Origin of the sequence: Actinomadura viridis (assembly GCF_015751755.1) — a bacterium.
GTDB lineage: Bacteria > Actinomycetota > Actinomycetes > Streptosporangiales > Streptosporangiaceae > Spirillospora > Spirillospora viridis.
The window spans coordinates 231,657-252,166 of sequence record NZ_JADOUA010000001.1 but is presented as its reverse complement, the minus strand read 5'-3'; the positions used below and the strand labels follow the sequence as shown (position 1 = coordinate 252,166).

Genomic DNA, 20,510 nt, shown 5'->3' with positions numbered 1-20,510 from the left:
CCGACACGATCGCCGGGTTTTTTCTCCACATCTGTCGGAAACGCTAAATCGTGCGATGACGTGGAGATATGAGGCATTTGCGCGACCACGGGGCGTGTAACTCCGGTCACAGGGATCTCCCAAGACGCAGAAATCTCCCAGGTTTGGTGGCAAGATCGGGCAACCGGAGCGCCATGACGGACGTCAGAGGCTCCTGGGGGGATGTCCGAGATCACGACCACCTGGGAGGATTCCCGTGTCCGCTGGGCCAGGTCCCGGTCAGTTCGATGATCCTCGGCTGGCGGATGCGTTGCGTGCCGGCGACGTCATCGCGCTCACCGAGGTCTACGACACCTACGCCCCGTTCCTCTTCGACTACTGCCACGGGCTGCTGCGCGACCGGGTGGAGGCGGCGGGCGCGCTGCGCAACACCCTCATCATGGCGCGCGAGCACGTCGACCGCCTGCGCGAGCCGGAGCGGCTGCGCGGCTGGCTGTACGCCCTCGCGCGCAAGGAGTGCATGCGCCGGCGCGAGAGCCCGAACCGGCACACCGGGCAGGAGGCCCCGGAGGCGGACGACGGCGATCTCTCCCCCGAGCAGCTCTCCCGGCGCGAGGAGCGCCGGGCGCTGGCGCACAGCGCGCTGGCCGCGCTGAGCGGCCGGCAGCGCGAGGCGATCGACTTGGCGGCCCGGCACGAGCTCGACGCGACGGACCTGGCCGGGCTGTTCGGCATCCCGCCCGACGAGGCCGCCCAGCTGCTGGAGGAGTGCCACCACGATCTGGGCGTCGCGCTGCACGCGGCGCTGATCGCCCAGAACCACTGGGAGGACTGCCCCAGCGTCTCCGCGCTCACCGAGTCCTGGCCGCTGGCCCCGCAGACCGCCCGGGCGCTGATCCGGCACGTGGACGGCTGTCCCTCGTGCAGCGAGCGGGAGACCCCGCCGCTGCCGGCCGACCGGCTGCTGGCGGTGCTGCCCATCGCCGCCGTCCCCGGCGATCTGCGGCTGGACGTGCTGACCGCGGCGACCGCCCAGGACCGCGCGGACAACCGGCACGCCATCGCCGCCTACGCCGAGCCGTTCACCGCCCGCGGCTGGCCGGTCCCGTACCAGGCGACCCCACCCCGCGCCCGCGAGCGCACTCCCAAGCGCCGCAACGGCCGCCTGGTGGCCGCCATCGGCGGCGGGGTGGCCGCGATGGCCCTGGCGGGGGTCGCGATGACGGCGATCGGCGGTGCCGGCGCGAACGAGAACGCCGGCGCGCAGTCCCCCGACGCCCCCGGCGCGTCCTCCGATCCGTCGAGCGCCGGGCCCGACCCGTCCGGGACGATCGGCACCGACCCGTCCGGCACGGTCACGCCGACGGTGTCCTCGACCAGCGCGTCGCCCTCCAAGAGCCCCTCGCCGTCGGAGACGCCGACCACCAAGTCACCGACGCCCACGCCCACCACGTCCCGGCCCAGGCCGCCGGAGCCGCCCCGTCCGGATCCGGGCACCCTGTCGGTCGCGGGATGCGACATGGGGGTGCGCGACTCCTGCACGGTCCGGATCACCGCGGTCGGCGGCCCGGTGACCTGGCAGGTCGCCGGCACCTCCGGCGCCCTCAGCGCGGGCGGTTCGGGACGGCTGTCGGCCGGGGAGTCCACCGGGGTGACGGTCTCCCGGACCAACGGCCTGTGCTGGGGCAAGAAGAGCGGTTCGGTCTCGTTCTCCCCCGGCGGGGCCGCCTCGGTCTCCTACTGCTGACGGCCCGCCGGGGGGCGGCTCACCAGGCGGAACCGGCGTCGAGCGTGGCGTGCGCGCGTTCCAGCAGCATGGGCACGCCATGGCCGATCTGCTCGAAGCCCTCGCCGACGGTCGCGTTCTGCAGGAACCGGGCGTGGATCCCCTCCAGGATCGCCGCGAGCTTGAAGCAGGCGAACGCGACGTAGAAGTCGAGCGCGCCCACGTCGAACCCGGTCAGCGCGGCGTACCGCTCGACGAACTCCCGGCGGGTGTGGAAGCCGGGCGCGGTGGTGATGGTCGCCCCGACCGGCAGGGCCTCCTTGTCGGTGGCCTCGGCCCAGTAGACGAGGGTGAGGCCCAGGTCGGAGAGCGGGTCGCCCAGCGTCGACATCTCCCAGTCGACGACGGCGGCGATCTCCGGGCGGGGCTCCAGCCGGGCCAGCGCGTTGTCCAGGCGGAAGTCGCCGTGCACGAGTCCGGTGAGGCCGTCGCCCTCGGGGAGCCGTTCGGCGAGGCGGGCGACGAGGCGGTCGTAGGCGGGCAGGTCGCGTTCGGTGCCGGTGGCGCGGATGGCCTCCTGCGAGCTGTCCCACTGCTTGCCCCAGCGCTTGAGCTGCCGGGCCATGTAGCCGGCGGGACGGCCGAAGTCGGTCAGGCCGGTGGCCTCCAGGTCGACCAGATGGATCGCGGCGAGGGCCTCGACCAGCCGGTCGCTCAGCCCGCGGGCCTGCTCGGGCGTGATGCCGGCCGCGTCCTCGGTGGTGCGCAGCACCCTGCCGTCGACGAAGTCCATCAGGTAGAAGCGCGCTCCGATGACCTCCTCGTCCTCGCAGAACGCCAGCGTCGTCGGCACCGGCACGTCGCTGCCCGTGCCGAGCGCGGCCAGCACGCGGTACTCGCGGCCCATGTCGTGGGCCGTGGGCAGGACGTGCCCGAGCGGCGGCCTGCGCAGCACGAGGCGGCGGCCGCCGTCCAGCGTGATCCCGTAGGTCAGGTTGGACCGCCCGCCCGCGATCAGATCGATCGCGGTGATCCGGCCGCTCCCGGGGAGTGCGCGTGCCAGCCATTCCGCGAGGCGCGGGACGTCGATGCCGGGGATCCCGGCCGGAAGTTCAGCGTCAACCGTCATGACGCTCTATTAGAGCCTGGCTCGGTACGCGCTGTGAACCCGCCCCCTCCTTATCACCAGGTCGCGTCGGGGCTATCCTCGTTGCGGTCCGCCGTACGCGAGCGCGGAGCCCTGGCGGGGCCGTCCCGGTGACGGCCCCATTGCAGCGTGCAATGTAACTCCTCGGCCACTTCTGGCCGTTCGCCGCAACTTACTTACCAACACGCGCGACTATCCATCTGACCTGCATAAACGTGGCGTCCGGCGGGCATGGACCCGTTCCCCCGCGCCGCAATGCGGTGTCCTCAGGGTGATTCACCATGCCCGGAGGGTACGCATCTGCGGTGACAGTCGATCAAAATGGGACTCACTGGACTTGAGCCGCTTATGCCGTCAAACAACTCATGACGGCGGGCCGGACTCACTACTGAGACCATTCGGGGCCAGACCCGATTGGGGGGACACGCCGTGGCAGACGCATGGCTGCCGGGAGCCGGCCGCATGCCGGCAAGACAGGACGGTGGGGCGTTGCGGGGAGGCGCGCCCCGCGTCGTCTGGTTCAGCAGCGAGTCGGATCCACGGGTCGTCTCGGCCCGTTCCGTGGCCGCCGACCTGCTCCGCGAGGGAACCCCCGCCCACCTCGTCTGGAACCCGTGCTCCGGCGAGATCATCCAGCAGCTCCCGGTGACCCGGGCGGCCCGCCTCCTCGACGACCCGGTCGGCCACGAGGGACGGGTGTGCGTCCAGGTGATGGTGGTGAGCCAGGCCCGCGACCCGTTCACCGGAACGCTCCTCAAGGGGCTGCACCCGATCGTGCAGTGGCTGGACGGCTGGCGGATCTCGCGGCGCTGGCCCGCCGGGCCGCCGCTGCCCTCGCCCCAGTCGTACCACTCCGGCCGCGACCGCCGGCACTGGGCCCGGGGCGGCCATTTCGGCGCCTCCCAGGTCCCCGGGCTCCACCGCCCCGACCCCGGCGGAATCGACATCCGCCGCATCACGGGCCCGGACACCCCGGTCACCGCGGTCCCCCGGCAGGGACCCATCCCCGGGCAGGGCGTCCCCCGCCACGTACCGCCCGATGCCCTCCCGCCCGCGACACGGGAACCCAGAACCCCGATCTCCCTGGTGTCACCCGCCCCCGCGCCGGCGGCCGGGCCGGCTCCGGAGCCGGCCCCCGCCGCCCCGAGGAAGCCCGTGCCCCTGCCCCGGATCATCGACCCCGTGTCCGCCGACGGGCCCGCGCATTCCCCGCCGGAGGACGCACCCGCGCCCCGCAGGCTGTCCGCCCCCCTCTCGTCCACGCCCCCGCCGCCGGACGACCCGCCGGCCCCCGTCCCGTCTAGGCCGCCGGCGCCGCCGCGACCAGTTCCCGAACCAGCGAGCATGCGGTCCTGAGCTCGCCCGGACCCGCCACCGCCCCGTACCCGATCACCAGCCCGGCGGTGCCGGGCGTGCCCAGGTGGTGCCGTTCCAGGTCGTCCAGGAGTACTCCGCGGCGCGCCGCCTCCTGGACGGCGTACCTCGCCACCGCCTCCGGCATCCCGGCCACCAGGTGCAGCCCGGCCGTGTCACCGCGCAGCGGCAACCCCGCCAGCGCCCCGGTGACCACCGCGCGGCGCCGGGCGTACTCCGCCCGCATCCGCCGCACGTACCGGTCCAGGTCGCCGCGTTCGAGCAGCACGCGCAGGGCCTCCTGGGGGACGACGGCCGTACGGTCGCTGAGTTCCTCCCTGCGGCGGGCGACCGCCTCCATGAGGTCGGGGCGGGCCACCAGCCATCCGACCCCCATGTCCGCCGTCAGGATCTTCGAGGTGGTCCCGAGGTAGACCACCACCTCCGGGTCCATCCCGTACAGGGCGGGCAGCGGCGCGACGTCGTACCGGAACTCCCCGTCGTAGTCGTCCTCGGCGATCAGCGCACCGGTCCGCCTCGCCCACGCGAGCAGGGCCTGGCGGCGCGGCACCGGGAGCACTCCCCCGAGCGGGAACTGGTGGGACGGCGTCGTGTAGACCAGCCGCAGGTCGCCGGGGAGCCCGTCCACGATCAGGCCGTGCTCGTCCACCGGGCACGGCACCATCTCCATCCCCCGCGCCCGCAGGACCGACCGCGCCTTGCCGTACCCCGGCTCCTCCACCCCCACCCGGTCACCGGGACGCAGGACGGTGGCCGCCAGCAGGTCCAGGCCGTTCGTCGCGCCACGCGTGATCAGGAGGCGTTCCACGGGGCACGCCACGCCCCGGCTGCGGCGCACATGGTCCGCCAGCGCCACGCGCAGGCCCGGCAGGCCGTGCGGATCGGGCCGGACGGCCGGGGGCACCGCCGCGGCCAGGCGCCACGCGCGGCGCCACGCGGGCGTGTCCAGCCCACCGCTCCACGCGACGCCCGGCCGGAGGTCGATCATCCCCGGCCGCACCTCGTCCGGCGGGACCGCCCCTCCACCCGTGATGGCCGCGACCTCGCCCGCCCCGCCGTCCTCCACGGCGATGTCCGTCACGTAGGTCCCCGACCCGTGCCGGCCCTCCAGCCAGCCCTCCGCGTACAGCTGCCCGTAGGACTCCGTCACCACCGTCCGGCTCACCCCGAGGAGCCCGGCCAGCGCCCGGCTGGAGGGCAGCCGCTCTCCCGCCACGAGGCGTCCCTCCCGCATCGCGGCGCGCAGCTGCCCGGCGAGCTGCTCGTTCAGAGGCACCCCGCCGGAACGGTCGACCGCCAGCGGCAGATCGAAGGTCAAAGTGGTCTCCGGCTATCGGCGTCAAGTGGCTCTACTGGCCATGCCACTTCGCTCCTACCGTAGGGCCCATGAGCAGCACACCGTTGTCCTCGACCCGCCGCACCAGCCTGGGCAGGCTGAAGGAACGCGCCGCCACCGACCGCGCCGCGCTCCACGAGATCCTGGACGCGGGACGGATCTGCCATCTGGGCGTGGTGATCGACGGCTCGCCCCGCGTCGTCCCCACCGGGTACGGGCACTCCGGCGACACCCTCTACCTCCACGGCTCCACCGGGGCGAGCAGCCTCCTCGCGGGCCCGTCCCAGGAGATCTGCGTCACGGTCACCCACGTCGACGGCCTCGTGCTCGCCCGCTCCCTCTTCCACCACTCGGTGAACTACCGGAGCGCGATGATCTACGGGACCCCGCGCCGCCTCACCGATCCCGACGAGAAGCTCACCGGCCTGCGCGCCATCACCGAACGGCTCGTCCCCGGCCAGTGGGACGTGGCGCGGCCCCCCAACCCCAAGGAACTCGCCGCGACGACCGTACTGGCCCTGTCCCTCGAAGAGGCATCGGTGAAGGTACGGCAGGGGCCCCCGGGAGACGACGAGGAGGACTACGCCCTGGACCTGTGGGCCGGCGTCCTGCCCGTCCGGGAGGTCTTCGGAGACCCCGTCCCCGACCCCCGGCTCCGCCCCGGCATCCCCGCCCCCGCCCACGTGACGAGCATGGTCGGCCCCACCGCCGTCCCCTCGGAGGCCGCCGGCCAGGCGTGACCCCATCTCTTCAGCCGAGGTGGCACCAGCTGGCGATCTTCGGTGGCTGTACGGCGAATGAGAAGTGGCCCCACCCTTGGCGGGTGGGGCCATCGTTGGCTCGCTCGGTGAAGGCAGGGCTTCTGCGGCGCGCAGCAGGGTGAGGCGCGATCCCGCCCAGCGGGGCATCACACGACGGCGACGGCGTCGATCTCGACGAGGACCCCGGGGACCAAGCCGGCGACGGTGTGGACCGTGATGGCCGGCGGCGGGTCGGCGGGGTTCCAGACCTGCTGGAAGGCGGCGAAACCCTCGTCGAACGACTGGCCGTCCACCACGGCGATGGTCCAGTGCACGATGTTCGCCAGGCTCGCCCCCTCACTCTCAAGGATGGTCGCGAGGTTGCGGATCGCCTGGCCGGCCTGTTCCCCGAGCGTGGGACCGACGACCTTGCCGTCGGGACCGACGCCGTTCTGCCCGCCGATGTAGATGGTCTTCGCCGGCCGTTCGACCACGACCGCCTGGCTGAAGGCCGGGCTGCGGTGGAGCCCCTCGGGGTTGATGTGCCTGACGCCCATGCGTCGCCTCCTCCGATGATGAAACCGGTAAGACAGGTTTCGTAGTTGAAACCATTTATAGTGGTTTCATGCGAGCGAGTACAACCGGACAGGTGCTGCACGACCCCAAGGGAGGGTCGTTCTGGTTCGACGCCGGCGCCGTCTGCCTTGACTTCGCCCACACGGGCGGGGAGGGCCGGTACGCGGTGTTCGAGACCCTCCACGGGCCCGCCGACCTGGGTGAATGGTTGGCCCAGCCGCCACTGTCCGCGGTCATGACGATCCCCGTGACGGCCCGCGAGCTGGCTGCGGCCAAGGCCCTCCGCCAGGCGATCTGGGACGCGGCGCACGCCCGGGCGGCCGGTCGCCCGCTCCCCGCCGGCGCCGTCGCGACCATCAACCGGGCCGCGGCCGCGGCGCCACTGGTCCCCGAGCTGGCCGCCGCCGGCACGACCGCGGGGTGGGCGCCGCCGGTGCGGGCGACGCAGGCGCTGTCCACCCTGGCACGGGAGATGATCGAGCTGCTGTCCGGGCCGCTCTCCGGGCGCATCCGCGAGTGCGCCAGTGACAACTGCCCGCTGGTGTTCGTCGACTCCTCCCGCCCCGGCAGCCGCCGCTGGTGCACGATGGAGCGGTGCGGCAACCGTCACAAGCTCCGGGCCCTCCGCGCCCGGCGGGCCACGGACCCGTGACGCAGCCTCACCAGACCACTGTTCGCCGGTAGGCCGACCAGGCGTAACCTAGCCGCATGTACGTGCAGGAGGCCCCCGGACCGTGCTGCAACCCGTGCCGCACCTTTGCCACAGTCGACTCCGTCATGGCCGGTCGTACCTGGAAACTCGGGAAGCCCCGCGAGGGAGAAGTCGCAGGTGAGGAGTCATATGGGCACTGAGAAGCTGGTCTGGATCGACTGCGAGATGACCGGACTCGACCTGCGCGAGGACGCGCTGATCGAGATCGCGGCGCTGGTGACCGACAGCGAGCTCAACATCCTGGACGCGGGCATCGATGTGGTGATCAAGCCCCCGCAGGAGGCCCTGGAGCAGATGTCCAAGGTCGTCCGGGACATGCACACCACCTCCGGCCTCCTCGACGTCCTGCCCGGCGGGGTCTCTCTCGCGGAGGCCGAGGAGTCCGTCCTGCGCTACGTCCGCAAGCACGTCCGGGACGCCAAGAAGGCGCCGTTGTGCGGCAATTCCATCGCCACCGACCGTTCGTTCCTGGCCCGCGACATGCCCGCCCTGGACTCCCACCTGCACTACCGCATGGTCGACGTCTCCAGCATCAAGGAACTGGCCCGCCGCTGGTATCCGCGCGTCTACTTCGCCAGCCCGGAGAAGAAGGGCGGCCACCGCGCCTTGGCCGACATCACCGAAAGCATCCAGGAACTGCGCTACTACAGGGCCACGCTCTTCGTCCCGCAGCCGGGCCCCGACTCCGAGACGGCCCGGGCCCAGGCGGCCGAGATCGCCCGACGCGCCTGAAGCGAACACCCTCCCGGACCCGCTACACTTCTTGCAGCCGGGAACGTGCCCGGCCATGGTGGGTGTAGCTCAGTCGGCAGAGCACCAGGTTGTGGTCCTGGGTGTCGGGGGTTCAAGTCCCCTCACTCACCCCACACGAAGGGCCTGGTCACCGAATTCGGTGACCAGGCCCTTCGTCATTGCGGCACGCGCGCCCATCCTCGGACGTCCGGCTCCGGGAACGAGGGTGATCTTGCTTTCGGAGCACCCCGCAGGGCCGTCAGAACGCCCAAGATCGCCATCGATGTCCCGGGGCGCCCCCGTACGCGAGCAGGCCGGCGGCTCCTCCCAGCCCCCTGCAGCGCCTTCACCAGGGCGGCCCGCACGGCCAGCGTCAGGACCGCCGTCCATCGCAGCGGTCGACACTGATCGTCAGCCGCAGTTGCCCCACGAAGAGCGGCCTCCCGAGGCCATCACGCTGTTCTTCGGATCCCAGATGATGCCCCTGTAGCTGACGCACCGGCCCGCGGCGTTCCCCTGCACGTCCGCATAGTGCGTGTAGTCGCCCTTGTCCACGGGCCTGTCCCCGTCCTGGACGCGAAGTTCGGCGACGGTCAGTGAGGGGGTGCCGTGGTAGGTGGTCTTGAGCGTGACCACGCAGTTCTTCCCGGTGCTGTTGCTGTAGAGGAGGTAGACGTAGCCCCACCGGGCTCCGCTGGGGGTCGTGACGGGACGCTTGGCCTTGCCGCCGATCCCTCCCCCGTCGTTGACGATGAAGTACGAGGAGGATCCGCAGATCCCCGGCAACTCGCTCTCCGAATGGGCGTACGCGGACGGGGCGGTGACGGCGATACCGGAGGCCGCCATCGCCGTGGCCGACGCCAGAATGGCCACCCTTGAACTGCGCTTCATCTCCGTCCTTTCTCAACGGAACCGCCGACCTCCGGCCGGCCGTCTTGGCGGACCATTCCGATCGGCGTGGGCGATGAGTTCAATCTTGGCGCCGGTCGGCCAGAGGGTCATTAGCACAGAGTCCACAGTTCCTTGACGATGCGTCCACCCGCCCGGCAACCCACCTACAGCGGCCATACGGCGAGTACGCAGGGGCATCGGTTCGCGGCCTCACCCACCGGCAAGTCAGCGAGATCTCCCACGGCTCGGAACGCTTCATTGGACTTCAAGGCGACCGAGGCCCACGGCCCCGGCAATGGCAGCACTACTCGGCGTCCTGGAGAAATTGACACCGATAGTCGTTGGGAGCCATTCCATAGGCACTCCGGAAGGCGCGAGTGAAATGGGCGGCGTGACGGAAGCCCCAGCGTGCGGCGATGGCGTGGATAGGTGTGGAGCGAAGTGCCTGGTCGGCCAGGTCACCGCGGGCGCGTTCCATGCGCAGATCGCGGATCAAGGCGGCGACGGTGCGCGGCTCGTCCTCGAACAGCCGGTGCAGGTAGCTCGGCGAGATATGGTGCGCCGCGGCCACCGTGCGCGGGCTCAGGTGCGGATCGTCGAGGTGGTTCTGTATGAACGCGCGAATCCGCAGCACCATGCTGCGCCGGTTGGGCTCCGCCCGCGAGTCGCGCTCCTCGCCAGCCGTATGGTGCGCGATCAGCGCGCCGGCCAGGTCGCTCACCACGAGCCCCAGCCCGCAACCGTCCGTGGGCCGATAAGACGTGGCGTCACCGGTCAGGTTCCTGAGGAACTGGGCCAGCAGACCACCCATTCCGTGCCGTCCTGGAATCGGCCGTCCGATGAGCCGATCCACCCGCTCTGGGGGCAGGCTCAGAAGTCGCCTTGGGATCTCCACACCCACGCAGGAGACCAAGCCGTCCGAACAGCGAGCGGCTATGTCGTAAGGCTGCGACGAGTCATTGATGTACAGTTCACCGGGACCATAGATGGCCTCACGGCCGCCCAAGCTGACGCCCATCTCACCGTTCAGGAGGAGACAGAAGTTGTAGCTCTCCGGGTCGGAGCGCTGGATCAGCTTCGCGGTCCGATGGAAGTTCATGGGCTGGAACGTCATCGACCACACGCGAACGGCGTCGAGCTGCAGGTCTCGCTGATGGAGTAATAGGTTCTCGCTGTGATCGCTGCTGGCGTCCATGAGCAGCGGCGACAGGGACATCAGTTCGCGGACGTGATCGAACCGATCCGCTGCGGGCAGTTCGTCGCTCCGAAACACCGTTTCCCGCATGAGAGTCCCCCGGCCATGGCGATCATCTCGCGCAGGAGGCGAACGTGATGGTGCCAGTTTACGGTGCCTGACTCAGATGGTCATCGTGGAGACCACGTACACCGTGCGAACCTGGCCCCACCGGCGCCCACCCTGGCCGGTATCGGAAACCGGTAAACAATCCTGCCTCTCGGACGCACCTGCAGCGATCTCGCGCCTGTACCAGTGCTCGTCGGTGGTGCGCACCTGCTCCGTTGGAGAGAGCAGATCCAGCAACCGGCAGAACGACCGCCCGAGGACCGAGGTCAGGCGGTCACCTCGGACCCCGGCCCTCGGCTGTGGTCGAAGCTCGCCTGCGCGCTCGATAGGCCGCGGCCTTGACTCGGTTGCCGCACTCGTCCATCCCGCACCACGTACGCCGGGCGCCGCGCGAACGGTCGAGATAGATGCGGGTGCACCCTGCGCGACCGCACTCCTTGAGACAGGCGTGGGGATCGGCGAGTACGGCAATGCCGCTTCTGGCTATTTGGGAAAGTACCGAGAGAAGGTCTCCCGACATGTGCAGCCCTGCGTCACTGAGGCTGATCGTGGGCACCGGCCCGGCGGCCGTGCCGTTGACGATCTCGAGGCCGGCCGGATCGAAGGGCCGGTCGAGAACGCGATCCAGAGCGAGCCGGTAGATCGCCTCCCGCAGTGACAGCGCGGACTCGAAGCCCGCGAGGTCGGCGGTGACACCGCCGGGGAGGTCGTCACATTCGGCCACCCAGCGCTCAAGGTCCGCGGGCGCCGCCAGGAGATCGACGGGCTCGTCTCGACGGGACCCCACGGTGCCGGCCAGATCGAGGGCCGGGTCGCCGCTCACGAACGCGAAAGCCACGTCACCATCTTGACCGGTGACGCTCCCGACGGCAAGATCGTCACCTGTTGAACCGGTGACGTCATCACGTACGGGGGAACGCATGGCCCAGGTCCACGACATCGAGGTCGTCGTCTTCGACGTCCTCGGAACACTGGTCGACGAACCCGGCGGGCTGCGAGCGGAGATCCGCGACGCGGTGCCCGCGGCCGACGACGCGTCCGTCGACGAGCTGCTCGCCTTGTGGCAGCGGCATGTCGAGCGCGAGCAGCGGCGCATCGGGCAAGGTGACCGCGCGTACGTCAGCACCGAGATCCTCGACCGAGAGGCCGCTCAACGCGTGGCCGACCATGCCGGGCTCACCGATCCGGCGGCCATCGCCCGGCTGGCCACCGCGGGCCGGCGCCTGCCTCCCTGGGCCGACTCCGTCGCCGCTCTCGAACGGCTCGCGCAGCGGTTCCCCGTCCTCGGGCTCTCCAACGCCGGCCGCACCGCTCTGCTGAAACTCAACGCGCACGCCGGGCTGCGCTGGCACCAAGCCCTGTCCAGCGAGACCGTCCTGGCCTACAAGCCGGCGCCGGAGATCTACCAGCTCGCCATCGACACCGCCGGATGCCCACCGGACCGCGTACTCATGGTGGCCGCCCACGCCTGGGACCTCCGCGGGGCTCAGGCGAGGGGGATGCGGACCGCGTACGTCCGGCGACCGGTCGGGGACCCGCCGACGAGTTCCGATGTCTTCGACTGGCGGTTCGACGGGCTGGACGAACTGGTCGCCACGCTGACGGCGAGCTAGGCGGGCCGATCCCCACGTCCACCCGGCGAACGTCCCACGACCCGTCAGAACCTCGCATGACACCCCGTCCGCAGATCTTGATCTATGGTTCGGGCGGCAGACCGAAAGCGGCCTGGCGTTTGCGGGGCAGAGGAGATGGTCTCCAGACTCGGGTGAGGAGGTTGTATGTACGGCTCGTTGCTCGCGGCTCCCGACCGGCTGTGGACGCGGGGGGAGGTCATGGCGCGGGACTGCCCGGTCCCTGCGGTGCCCGGGGTCTACGGGTGGCACTTCACCGCGGCGCCCAGCGGGGAGTTGCCCGCCGGCCGTCTGCTGTACGTCGGCATCTCGCCTCGGAGGATGTCCGAGCGGCCCAGCTCCCAGCACCTTCGTAAGCGCATCCGCTATCACTACCGGGGCAACGCGTACGGGTCCACGCTCCGGCTCACGCTCGGGTGCCTGCTGGGACTGGAACTCCGCCGAGTCGGCAGCGGCACGCGACTGACCTTCACCCACAAGGGCGAGGCCGCTCTGACGGAGTGGATGCACGAGCACGCCCGGGTCTGCTGGATCGAGCACCCGGAGCCGTGGACGGTCGAGTCGGCTCTGCTGCAAGAGCTGGACCTGCCGCTGAACCTGGACCAGAACCGGCACAACGCCTTCCATGCCCGGCTCACGGCGCTGCGCGCGGAAGCGCGCCGGCGAGCACGCGAATTGCCCATCGCCACCTGAGCGGCGCCGGAGACGGCCTGTAGACGCGTCGGGTTCAAGGGGAGGGCCTGGTCACCGGCTATGTGACCAGGCCCTCCACCTCGGGAACTGCTCGCTGCTCGCCAGGGGCGTTCGCGCGGGCCTGAACGGGGTCAGTCCGTCAGTGGCAGCGGCGGGTTGGCCGAGTCGAGGTGCTCGACGGTGGTGAAGACGAGGACGCCGTCACCGGTGTTCTCGATGTCGTGCAGGAGGAACTCTCCGGCGCCGAACGTGAAGTGCCTGGTCTCGCCTGCGGCGTAGGACACCTCGCGGGTGGTGCCGTCGGCGGTGTGCTGGCGGCTGCGGCCGGCGTTGACGGCGGTCCAGAAGTAGTCGAGGACGTGCCGGTGCGCGTGCCACCGCTCCCCCGGTTCGAGGCGGATCTCCCACACGCGGACGCGGTCGTTCTCGCTGAGCAGCCGCGAGCCGACGTGCGGGTCGTGGGCGTGGGTCTCGAACTCCTCGCGGAGGGCGTCGGACCAGCCCTCGAAGTCCGTGGCGACGACGGTGCCCGCCAAGGGGGCGTCGGTCAGGAAGGCCGGCGTGGTGGTCATGGGGTGTTCCTCTCGTACGTCGTGGTCACTGGCCCGGGCCGTAGAGGCCGAAGCGCAGGTCGGGGTCGCCGGGCACCCACGTGCAGTCGACCTGCGAACGGGTGCCCATCTCCTTGACCCGGCGCAGCAGGCGCTGACCGAGTTCGAGCTGGCCCGGCTCCCATTTCGCCAGGGCGGCGGGGATGGCGCCGTCGGCCTCGCCCAGGGCGTCGTACAGGGCCCAGGCGTTCGCCGCGGCCTTCGCCGTTCCGGCGGCGGCGTGCGGGCGGGCGGCGCTGGCCGCGTCGCCGATCAGCGCCACCCGGCCGACGGCCATGCGCTCGGCGCCGACGTCGTAGACCGCCTGGAGGTAGGGCTGCTCGGTACGGCGCACCACCTCGGCCGCGGCGGGCGCCAGCACCGTCCCGGCCACCTCGCGCATCTCCTCGACGAACCGGTCCTGCACCTGCCCGGGGTGAACCGACACCTTGCCGAGGAAGCCGCGCTTGTCGGTCATCAGCTCATCGAGGTCGGCGCCCTCGGCGACGTTGCGATACCAGACGTAGTTGAGCAGCCGGTTCCCCGCCGTCAGCCCGCCCTCGTTCGAGGGGATCGGGTAGATGTTGATGTGCGTGTACGGCGCCACGCTGAAGCTGATCGAGTCGTGCAGGAGCTCGAACGTCTCGGGCGAGACCTCGGACTCGTGCACGGTGCCGCGCCAGCCGACGTAGCCGGAGTACTCCAGGACGCTGCCGGGCGAGATCCGGCTGCGGCTCGCGGAACCGATCCCGTCCGCGAACACCACCAGTTCCGCCCGTTCGCGGCGTCCGGACACGAAACGGACCTCGACGCCGTCGTCGTCCTGGTCGAACCCGGCGGCGTACTCCCCGAGGTGGTACCGCTCGGTGCCGAAGTCGGCCAGCAGGGCCCGGTAGAACGTGCCCCAGGACGTGTACCGCCACGGCCTGGGGTCGCGGTGCAGGATCTCGTTGCGGGGGCCGAGGTACTGGACGTACCGGGTCCCGGTGCTGACCTGCTCGGGGTGCTGCTCGCTGCACTCGGTGAACCAGCGCAACGTGTCGGGCTGCAGGACGATGCCGCCGCCCCGGCCGTCCAGGTCGGTCGGCGTGCGTTCGAAGACGGTCACGTCGAAGCCCAGGCGGCGCAGCAGCAGCGCGGCGGTGAGGCCGCCGATGGAGCCGCCGACGACCAGGGCCCGCCGGCCGGAGTAGTCGTGGCGGCCGTTCGTCTCACGCATGGTCGTTTCACGCATGGTCGTCGCTCCCGGGTTCGGGCAGGTCGAGGAAGCGCCGGGCGGCGGCCTCCAGGGCCCCGGCGCCGATGCCTTCCGCGACCGGCAGGTCCTGCGGGCGGTCCACGCCCATGTCGAAGGGATGGTCGCTGCCGCACAGCAGCCGGTCCGGGTCCGCCTTGGAGCGCAGCAGCCGTAGCGCCGGCCCGTCGTGGGTGAGCGTGTCGAACCACAGGTCGCGGAAGCCCTCGTCCGGCGTCCGGCCGGTGCCGGCGGCGACGTCCGCGCGCCGCTCCCAGCCGTGCCGCCACCGGCCGAGGAGCGCGGGGGCGCACCCGCCGCCGTGGACGAAGCAGATGCGCAGCGACGGGAGCCTCTCGGTGAGCCCGCCGAGGACGCAGGAGGCGATGGCGGTCGCCGTCTCGGTGGGGTTCCCGACCAGGTTGGCGAGGTAGTACGAGCCCCACTCCGGCCGAGGCAGCTGCATGGGGTGGACCAGCACGGCCAGGCCCAGCTCGGCGGCGACGCGGGCGACCTCGTGAAGGGGGCCTTCGTCGAACGAGGTGGCGCCGACCAGCGGGGGAACGGCGACGCCGCGGACGACCGCCGACGCCGCGATCGCCTTCATCTCGTCCCGGGCCGCGGCCGGGTCGTGCAGGGAGACCAGGCCCAGGCCGAGCAGCCGGCCGTCGCTGTCGCGGCAGAGGCGGGTGAGCGCCTCGTTGAAGCGGCCGACGTACTCGGCCACGCCGGGGTCCGCGACCACGGGGAACGCGAACGGCGGGGCCGACAGCACCCGGGCGCCCAGCCCGGCGCGGTCGGTCTCGGCCAGCACCCGCGCGGGGTCGCTCATCGCCGACGCGGCGATGCTCAGCGGGACGTCACCGAGGTGCAGCTCTCCTCCCCGCGCGTTCAGCGGCGGGACCGGCGAGCCGGGCGGAAGGCCGAACAGCTCCTCGGGCAGCCAGTGCGCGTGGACGTCGATGACGCCCCGCCGCACCCTGGGGGCCGCGCCGGTCCGGCCGGTGGCGGGGGTCGTCACGCCGCCGCCTCCAGTGCCTCGAAGCGGGCGAGCACCTCGGCCTGGAGCATCGCGACGGCCGGGTCGGAGGCGCGGCGCGGGCGCGAGAGGTCCACCTCGATCGTCTCGTGGATCCGGCCGCCCGGCGCCAGGACGATGATCCGGTCGGAGAGCTGGACCGCCTCGGTGACGTCGTGGGTGACGAACATGACCGTGCGCTGCGACTCCAGCCAGATGCGCTCCAGGTGCTCGCGCAGGGAGCGGGAGGTCATCGCGTCGAGATGGCTGAACGGCTCGTCCATGAGCAGGATGTCCGGCTCGACGGAGAACGCCCGGGCGATCCCGATCCGCTGCTGCTGGCCGCCGGAGAGCTGGGCCGGGTAGCGGTCGCCGAGATGGGCGAGGCCGACCAGGTCGAGGTAGTGCCGGGCACGTTCCTCCCAGCCGGAACGGTCGCGCTGGACGAACTTGAGGTTCTGCGTGACCGTCCGCCAGGGCAGCAGCCGCGGGTCCTGGAACACGTACCCGACCGTGGCGTCGCGGTCGCCGGCGCGCAGGCGGACCGAGCCGCCGCTGAGGGTCTCGATGCCGGAGACGATGTTGAGCAGCGTCGTCTTGCCGCTGCCGGAGGGGCCGACGATGGAGACGAACGTCTCGCCGCTGATCGACAGGTCGATCCCGTCGAGCACGCGCGTCCGCCTGCCCTGGCGGTTCTGGTATTCCTTCACCAGGCCGTCGATTTCGATGGAGGCCATGAGTTTCCTTCCGAGCAGGGATGCGCCGCTCAGGCGTTGCGCCAGCGGGTGACGAAGCGCTCGATCGGGCCGAGGATGATCTGGTCGGCGAGGACCAGGAAGGCGATGAAGACGACGACCCAGGCGAGGAAGCCGTCGAGCTGGTTGGCGTCGTACCAGTAGCGGGAGCGCCAGCCGACGCCGGAGATCGAGCCGAACCACTCCGCGAGGAGCAGGCCGTTCCAGGCGCTCATGATCGCGAAGCGCACCGCCGCGACCGCCGAGCCGGCGACCGCCGGGGCCACGATGTGCCGCAGGACGTGGGCCCGGCTCACCCCGAACGAACGGGCCATGAGCACGAGTTCGGGGGGCACCGCCCGGACCGCCTTGGCGATGTTCACGACGACGAAGGGCAGGGCCGAGAGGAAGACCGTCGTGACCGGGGTGAGCCACCCGAACCCGAACCACATCGTGGTGAGGAGCGCCCAGATCACGGCCGGGGCGGCGAGCGCGGCCATGGTCAGGTCGGCCAGGGCGTACTCGGCGAACCGGGACAGGCCCATCAGCACGCCCAGGGCCGTCCCGACGATGAGCGCCGCGAGCAGGCCCAGGGTGAAGCGGTTCATGCTCACGGCCAGGTTGGTCGCGAAGTGACCGCCGGCGGCCTCGTCGGCCAGCCGGCCGATCGTCTCGCCGATCGAGGGGACGCGGTGCCCGTACACGGCCGCGAGCTGCCACACGGCGAGCATGGAGAGCAGCGAGGCGGCGAGCGCGATCGCGGAGGACGACGCCGAACGTCCGCGTCGCGACCACAGGGACGCCCTGCGTTCCTCCGGCAGGGGACGGGAGGTCGCCTCCGGCGCGGTTGCGGTGGTCATGCGAGTTCCTTCCTCCAGGCGAACACCCGGTTCTCGACCCGGGCGAGCCCTCGCTCGATCAGGACCATCGCGACGATGAACAACATGGTCCAGGCGAGCATGTCGGCGACCTTGAACTCCTGGTAGGCGCGCCGGATCATGAAGCCGACCCCGTTGTTCGCGCCGAAGACCTCGGTGAGGGCCTCGACCTTCCAGGCCATGGCGAAGGCGTAGCGGACGCCCACGAACACGAAGGCCGTGATGGCGGGCAGGTACACGTGGCGCACCACGTCGGCGGGCCGCCGTTCGAAGGCCCGGCACATGCGCAGCAGCCCGCCGTCGACCGAACGGACGCCCTCGGCGACGTTGATCGCGATGAACGGGACGGCCACCAGGGCCGACACCACGATCGGGCCGGTGGAGCCCACGCCGAAGATGACCAGCCCGAAGACGGCGTAGGCCAGACCTGGAACGTTCCCGAGCACGAACAGCGGCGTCGAGAAGTAGGTCGACATGAACCGGCTGCGGCCCATGACGAACCCGATCGGCAGGCCCGCGGCCAGCGCCAGCGCGAAACCGATCCCGATCTTCACGATGCTCGCCGCGAAGTTGGTGAACGCCTCACCGGAGACGACGAAGCCGGCGACGCGCCCGAAGACCTCGAACGGCCCCGGGAGGATGTTGTCGTCGATGATCCACGCGGCGGCGGCCCAGGCGGCCAGCGCCGCCAGTAGCGAGACCAGGGAGACCAGCCATCGCGAGGGGCCACGGGCGCCGTCGGGTCGTGGACGCCTGCCGCGGCCCCGCTCGTTCAGAGGGTCCCGGCCGGGCGCGGGGACGGGCGGCTCGGTGGTCACGATCGGCGAGGTCACTGGCGCTCTCCTGCCGTGGGGAGGAACTTCGGGTCCTGCACGTCGTCGCCGATGACGCCGGTCTCGCGCATGAGGTCGAAGATCCCGCTCTCGGCCTCCGCCCACTTCCTGTCGAACCGGACGTCCTGGACGACCCAGTCGCGCTCGGCCACGTAGTCCTTCATGAACCGCACGTCCTGGGGGGACTCGACGGCGAAGTGCTGCGGGTAGCGCTCGATGATCTCGTCGCGGTGCTCGCGCCACTCCCTGAGACCGCGCGACCACAGGTCCAGGAAGGCGCCGACCTCCTTGGGGTGCTTGTCGACCCAGTCCTTACGGGCGACGAACACGTTCCCCATCGGGCCGTCGTGACCGGGCGCCTTCAGGTCGGCGAACAGCTGGGCGGACGACTTGCCGCCGTACAGCGCCCGGACGCTGCCCTGGCGCAGCTCGCGCGCGGAGAGGTCGGGGTAGCAGATGCAGGCGTCGATCTCACCGCGGGCGAGCAGGTTGGAGAGGTTCTGGATGTCGGCGACGACGATCTTGAAGTCGGCGTCCTTCCCGGTCACGGAGAGCCCGTGCATCTTCTCCACCAGCGCGTGCCACACCAGCGTCCCGGAGACCGAGGTGAACACGCCGAGCCGCTTGCCCTTGAGGTCCGCGAGGGACCGTGCCGGGTCGCCGGCGCGCACCAGCAGCCGGCTCCGCTCGGAGTTGTAGCGCCCGATGATCACAGTCTCCCGCTCGGTCTCCTCCTCCAGCCCGGGCACCTCGAAGGACGCCGAGGAGATGATGTCGGCGTGGCCGCCGGCGAAGAGCCCGAACTCGTCCCAGGTCGCCGAGGTCTCGATGGAGATGCCGTTCTCCTTCTCGAAGTCCTTGATGATCCCCTCGTCCCGCATGTAGTCCCAGATCGGATCGGGGGCGAAGGTGAACCGGATGACACCGTCGCGCGCCGCCCGCGACGAGGCGGGACCGCCCAGGCCCGCGCTGCAGGCCGTCGACACGAACAGGGCGCCGACCATGAGGAGAGCCGCCAGTGCTCGTGTTCTGTATCTGTTCAACCGCACGGCCTTCCCAACTCTGCTTTCGTGCCGCCGTGTGACAGGGGTCACCGGCCAGAAACAACCATGCTCCGGCGAAGGCGACCACCTCAATGTTTCGGATGACACACCTCCTGGCTCACCAGTGTGCTGCGGTACACAAGCGACCAGGAGAGCACCTCATCGCGAACTCGGGCTCTGACCAGCCAAGATCACCCACACCGGGCCTCCCGCCGCCGCCGGGCCCTCCAGGCGTGCGGGCCTTCGCACCGGCGCCATCGCCGCGGCCGGCGCTGCCCTCGGCGTGTAGAAGCCTCGATCCCGGGCACGCTTCCCCCGACTACGTACCGTCACCGGGGAAACTCCATGAAGATCGGTTACAAGCTCTTCGCCGAGGCGTACCCGCCCAAGGAGATCGTCCGCCAGGCCCGCGAGGCCGAACGCGCCGGCTTCGACTTCGTCGAGATCAGCGACCACTACCACCCCTGGCTCTACAGCCACGGGCACAGCGGATTCGTCTGGTCGATGCTCGCCGCCGCGGCGGCCGCCACCGAGACCATCGGCCTGGCCACCGGCGTGACCTGCCCGTTCATCCGCTACCACCCGGCGATCATCGCCCAGGCCGCGGCCACCACCGCCATCCTGTCCGACGAACGGTTCACGCTCGGCGTCGGCTCCGGCGAACGGCTCAACGAGCACGTGGTCGGCGCCGGCTGGCCCCCGGTCTCCGTCCGCCACGAGATGCTCCGCGAGTCCCTGGAGATCATCCGCCTGCTGTGGTCCGGCGGCTACCACTCGTACGAGGGCAGGCACCTCACCCTCGAGGACGCCCGGGTCTTCGACCTGCCCGGACGGCCACCGCCGATCATCGTCGCCGCCGGCGGCGAGCGCGCCGCCCGGATCGCCGCCGAACACGGCGACGGCCTGTTCGCCACCGAACCCGACGACACCCTCATCAGGACCTACGAACAGGCCGGCGGCACGGGCGGCCGCTACTGCGAGGTCCCTCTGGCCTGGGCCGAGGACGAGGCCGCCGCCGCCACGTCCGCCCACCGCCTGATGCGCTTCGGCCTCACCGGCTGGAAGGTCCAGGCCGAACTCCCCAACCCGATCAACTTCGAGGCCGCCACCGCCTCGATCACCGAGGACGACGTCCGCGGCACCGTCGCCTGCGGCCCCGACCCCGACCGCCACGCCGAGGCCGTCCGCACGTTCGCCGACGCGGGCTTCGACCACCTGGCCCTGATGAACTCCGGCCCCGACGTCGACGGCTTCTTCGACTTCTACGCGACCGAACTGTCCGGTCGCCTCCAGCTCGTTGGCTCTCGATGATCGGCCGGTTATGCTCCAAGAACCCCCCA

At 71.2% G+C, this 20,510-nt stretch carries 21 protein-coding genes and 1 tRNA gene; 9 read left to right on the top strand and 13 right to left on the bottom strand.

Annotated elements, in window-relative coordinates; genetic code table 11:
• Window positions 1–289 precede the first annotated feature (289 nt).
• Window positions 290–1,726, top strand: a complete 1,437-nt coding sequence (locus IW256_RS01035; RefSeq protein WP_197009145.1) for an RNA polymerase sigma factor — start codon at window positions 290–292, stop codon at window positions 1,724–1,726.
• Between the two features lie 19 nt (window positions 1,727–1,745).
• Here the strand turns inward: IW256_RS01035 and IW256_RS01030 are convergent, their stop codons facing one another.
• Window positions 1,746–2,834, bottom strand: a complete 1,089-nt coding sequence (locus IW256_RS01030) for a phosphotransferase family protein (RefSeq protein WP_197009144.1) — start codon at window positions 2,832–2,834, stop codon at window positions 1,746–1,748.
• Between the two features lie 480 nt (window positions 2,835–3,314).
• Here IW256_RS01030 and IW256_RS01025 point away from each other — a divergent pair, with 480 nt between their 5' ends.
• Window positions 3,315–4,208, top strand: a complete 894-nt coding sequence (locus IW256_RS01025) for a hypothetical protein (protein ID WP_197009143.1) — start codon at window positions 3,315–3,317, stop codon at window positions 4,206–4,208.
• Here IW256_RS01025 and pdxR read toward each other — a convergent pair.
• The gene (pdxR, locus tag IW256_RS01020) at window positions 4,153–5,544 is read right to left on the bottom strand and encodes a MocR-like pyridoxine biosynthesis transcription factor PdxR (protein ID WP_231403595.1); all 1,392 of its coding nucleotides are present in this window, start codon (window positions 5,542–5,544) and stop codon (window positions 4,153–4,155) included. The genes IW256_RS01025 and pdxR overlap by 56 nt on opposite strands.
• Window positions 5,545–5,612: 68 nt before the next feature.
• Between pdxR and IW256_RS01015 the strand changes: the two genes are divergently transcribed.
• Window positions 5,613–6,302 (top strand): pyridoxamine 5'-phosphate oxidase family protein, encoded by a 690-nt coding sequence (locus IW256_RS01015; RefSeq protein ID WP_197009142.1) that lies wholly within the window; start codon window positions 5,613–5,615, stop codon window positions 6,300–6,302.
• A gap of 167 nt (window positions 6,303–6,469) precedes the next feature.
• Here IW256_RS01015 and IW256_RS01010 read toward each other — a convergent pair whose 3' ends face one another.
• Window positions 6,470–6,859 carry a RidA family protein gene (locus tag IW256_RS01010; RefSeq protein ID WP_197009141.1) on the bottom strand — a complete coding sequence of 130 codons (390 nt, stop codon included), beginning with the start codon at window positions 6,857–6,859 and terminating at the stop codon, window positions 6,470–6,472.
• 68 nt (window positions 6,860–6,927) lie between these two features.
• On the opposite strand from IW256_RS01010, the gene IW256_RS01005 reads away from it, so the two are divergent.
• The 3 genes from IW256_RS01005 to IW256_RS00995 all read left to right on the top strand — a co-directional run bounded on the left by IW256_RS01005 (window position 6,928) and on the right by IW256_RS00995 (window position 8,456).
• Complete coding sequence (locus IW256_RS01005; protein WP_231403594.1) at window positions 6,928–7,530, top strand: CGNR zinc finger domain-containing protein; 603 nt, start codon at window positions 6,928–6,930, stop codon at window positions 7,528–7,530.
• 189 nt (window positions 7,531–7,719) lie between these two features.
• Entirely contained in the window at window positions 7,720–8,322 is a 603-nt protein-coding gene (orn, locus tag IW256_RS01000; protein WP_197009140.1) for an oligoribonuclease, read from the top strand.
• Between the two features lie 58 nt (window positions 8,323–8,380).
• Window positions 8,381–8,456, top strand: a tRNA-His gene (locus tag IW256_RS00995).
• 277 nt (window positions 8,457–8,733) lie between these two features.
• Here the strand turns inward: IW256_RS00995 and IW256_RS00990 are convergent.
• The 3 genes from IW256_RS00990 to IW256_RS00980 all read right to left on the bottom strand — a co-directional run bounded on the left by IW256_RS00990 (window position 8,734) and on the right by IW256_RS00980 (window position 11,354).
• Window positions 8,734–9,213, bottom strand: coding sequence for a hypothetical protein (locus IW256_RS00990; RefSeq protein WP_197009139.1), 480 nt, complete (start codon window positions 9,211–9,213; stop codon window positions 8,734–8,736).
• Between the two features lie 304 nt (window positions 9,214–9,517).
• Window positions 9,518–10,498 (bottom strand): helix-turn-helix domain-containing protein, encoded by a 981-nt coding sequence (locus IW256_RS00985; RefSeq protein ID WP_197009138.1) that lies wholly within the window; start codon window positions 10,496–10,498, stop codon window positions 9,518–9,520.
• A gap of 292 nt (window positions 10,499–10,790) precedes the next feature.
• Entirely contained in the window at window positions 10,791–11,354 is a 564-nt protein-coding gene (locus IW256_RS00980) for a CGNR zinc finger domain-containing protein (RefSeq protein WP_197009137.1), read from the bottom strand.
• An 82-nt stretch (window positions 11,355–11,436) separates the two neighbouring features.
• Between IW256_RS00980 and IW256_RS00975 the strand changes: the two genes are divergently transcribed.
• On the top strand, window positions 11,437–12,129 hold the full coding sequence (locus IW256_RS00975) for a haloacid dehalogenase type II (protein ID WP_197009136.1): 693 nt from the start codon (window positions 11,437–11,439) through the stop codon (window positions 12,127–12,129).
• Between the two features lie 165 nt (window positions 12,130–12,294).
• Window positions 12,295–12,840 carry a GIY-YIG nuclease family protein gene (locus IW256_RS00970; RefSeq protein ID WP_197009135.1) on the top strand — a complete coding sequence of 182 codons (546 nt, stop codon included), beginning with the start codon at window positions 12,295–12,297 and terminating at the stop codon, window positions 12,838–12,840.
• Between the two features lie 131 nt (window positions 12,841–12,971).
• Here IW256_RS00970 and IW256_RS00965 read toward each other — a convergent pair whose 3' ends face one another.
• The 7 genes from IW256_RS00965 to IW256_RS00935 are packed head-to-tail and all read right to left on the bottom strand — an operon-like array spanning window position 12,972 to window position 19,170.
• Window positions 12,972–13,412 carry a cupin domain-containing protein gene (locus IW256_RS00965; protein WP_197009134.1) on the bottom strand — a complete coding sequence of 147 codons (441 nt, stop codon included), beginning with the start codon at window positions 13,410–13,412 and terminating at the stop codon, window positions 12,972–12,974.
• Window positions 13,413–13,437: 25 nt separating this feature from the next.
• Window positions 13,438–14,664 carry an FAD binding domain-containing protein gene (locus IW256_RS00960; protein ID WP_231403593.1) on the bottom strand — a complete coding sequence of 409 codons (1,227 nt, stop codon included), beginning with the start codon at window positions 14,662–14,664 and terminating at the stop codon, window positions 13,438–13,440.
• On the bottom strand, window positions 14,657–15,685 hold the full coding sequence (locus IW256_RS00955) for an amidohydrolase family protein (protein WP_197009133.1): 1,029 nt from the start codon (window positions 15,683–15,685) through the stop codon (window positions 14,657–14,659). The genes IW256_RS00960 and IW256_RS00955 overlap by 8 nt, the downstream gene beginning before the upstream one ends.
• Window positions 15,682–16,419, bottom strand: a complete 738-nt coding sequence (locus tag IW256_RS00950) for an ABC transporter ATP-binding protein (RefSeq protein ID WP_197009132.1) — start codon at window positions 16,417–16,419, stop codon at window positions 15,682–15,684. Before IW256_RS00950 ends, IW256_RS00955 begins: the two co-directional genes overlap by 4 nt.
• 29 nt (window positions 16,420–16,448) lie before the next feature.
• Window positions 16,449–17,276 carry an ABC transporter permease gene (locus IW256_RS00945; RefSeq protein WP_197009131.1) on the bottom strand — a complete coding sequence of 276 codons (828 nt, stop codon included), beginning with the start codon at window positions 17,274–17,276 and terminating at the stop codon, window positions 16,449–16,451.
• Entirely contained in the window at window positions 17,273–18,127 is an 855-nt protein-coding gene (locus IW256_RS42615; protein ID WP_197009130.1) for an ABC transporter permease, read from the bottom strand. Before IW256_RS42615 ends, IW256_RS00945 begins: the two co-directional genes overlap by 4 nt.
• On the bottom strand, window positions 18,124–19,170 hold the full coding sequence (locus IW256_RS00935; protein ID WP_197009129.1) for an ABC transporter substrate-binding protein: 1,047 nt from the start codon (window positions 19,168–19,170) through the stop codon (window positions 18,124–18,126). The genes IW256_RS42615 and IW256_RS00935 overlap by 4 nt, the downstream gene beginning before the upstream one ends.
• 345 nt (window positions 19,171–19,515) lie before the next feature.
• Between IW256_RS00935 and IW256_RS00930 the strand changes: the two genes are divergently transcribed.
• Entirely contained in the window at window positions 19,516–20,481 is a 966-nt protein-coding gene (locus tag IW256_RS00930) for a TIGR03557 family F420-dependent LLM class oxidoreductase (protein WP_197009128.1), read from the top strand.
• Window positions 20,482–20,510: the final 29 nt, after the last annotated feature.

What these genes read in the sequence shown, in the direction of transcription:
- IW256_RS01030 (WP_197009144.1), bottom strand. Translation starts at nt 2,834, where the DNA reads ATGACGGTTGACGCTGAACTTCCGGCCGGGATCCCCGGCATCGACGTC.
- IW256_RS00970 (WP_197009135.1), top strand. Translation starts at nt 12,295, where the DNA reads ATGTACGGCTCGTTGCTCGCGGCTCCCGACCGGCTGTGGACGCGGGGG.
- IW256_RS00960 (WP_231403593.1), bottom strand. Translation starts at nt 14,664, where the DNA reads ATGCGTGAAACGACCATGCGTGAGACGAACGGCCGCCACGACTACTCC.
- IW256_RS01010 (WP_197009141.1), bottom strand. Translation starts at nt 6,859, where the DNA reads ATGGGCGTCAGGCACATCAACCCCGAGGGGCTCCACCGCAGCCCGGCC.
- IW256_RS01025 (WP_197009143.1), top strand. Translation starts at nt 3,315, where the DNA reads ATGCCGGCAAGACAGGACGGTGGGGCGTTGCGGGGAGGCGCGCCCCGC.
- IW256_RS00975 (WP_197009136.1), top strand. Translation starts at nt 11,437, where the DNA reads ATGGCCCAGGTCCACGACATCGAGGTCGTCGTCTTCGACGTCCTCGGA.
- IW256_RS00950 (WP_197009132.1), bottom strand. Translation starts at nt 16,419, where the DNA reads ATGGCCTCCATCGAAATCGACGGCCTGGTGAAGGAATACCAGAACCGC.
- IW256_RS00985 (WP_197009138.1), bottom strand. Translation starts at nt 10,498, where the DNA reads ATGCGGGAAACGGTGTTTCGGAGCGACGAACTGCCCGCAGCGGATCGG.
- IW256_RS00965 (WP_197009134.1), bottom strand. Translation starts at nt 13,412, where the DNA reads ATGACCACCACGCCGGCCTTCCTGACCGACGCCCCCTTGGCGGGCACC.
- IW256_RS01015 (WP_197009142.1), top strand. Translation starts at nt 5,613, where the DNA reads ATGAGCAGCACACCGTTGTCCTCGACCCGCCGCACCAGCCTGGGCAGG.
- IW256_RS01005 (WP_231403594.1), top strand. Translation starts at nt 6,928, where the DNA reads ATGCGAGCGAGTACAACCGGACAGGTGCTGCACGACCCCAAGGGAGGG.
- IW256_RS00945 (WP_197009131.1), bottom strand. Translation starts at nt 17,276, where the DNA reads ATGACCACCGCAACCGCGCCGGAGGCGACCTCCCGTCCCCTGCCGGAG.
- IW256_RS00990 (WP_197009139.1), bottom strand. Translation starts at nt 9,213, where the DNA reads ATGAAGCGCAGTTCAAGGGTGGCCATTCTGGCGTCGGCCACGGCGATG.
- IW256_RS00930 (WP_197009128.1), top strand. Translation starts at nt 19,516, where the DNA reads ATGAAGATCGGTTACAAGCTCTTCGCCGAGGCGTACCCGCCCAAGGAG.
- orn (WP_197009140.1), top strand. Translation starts at nt 7,720, where the DNA reads ATGGGCACTGAGAAGCTGGTCTGGATCGACTGCGAGATGACCGGACTC.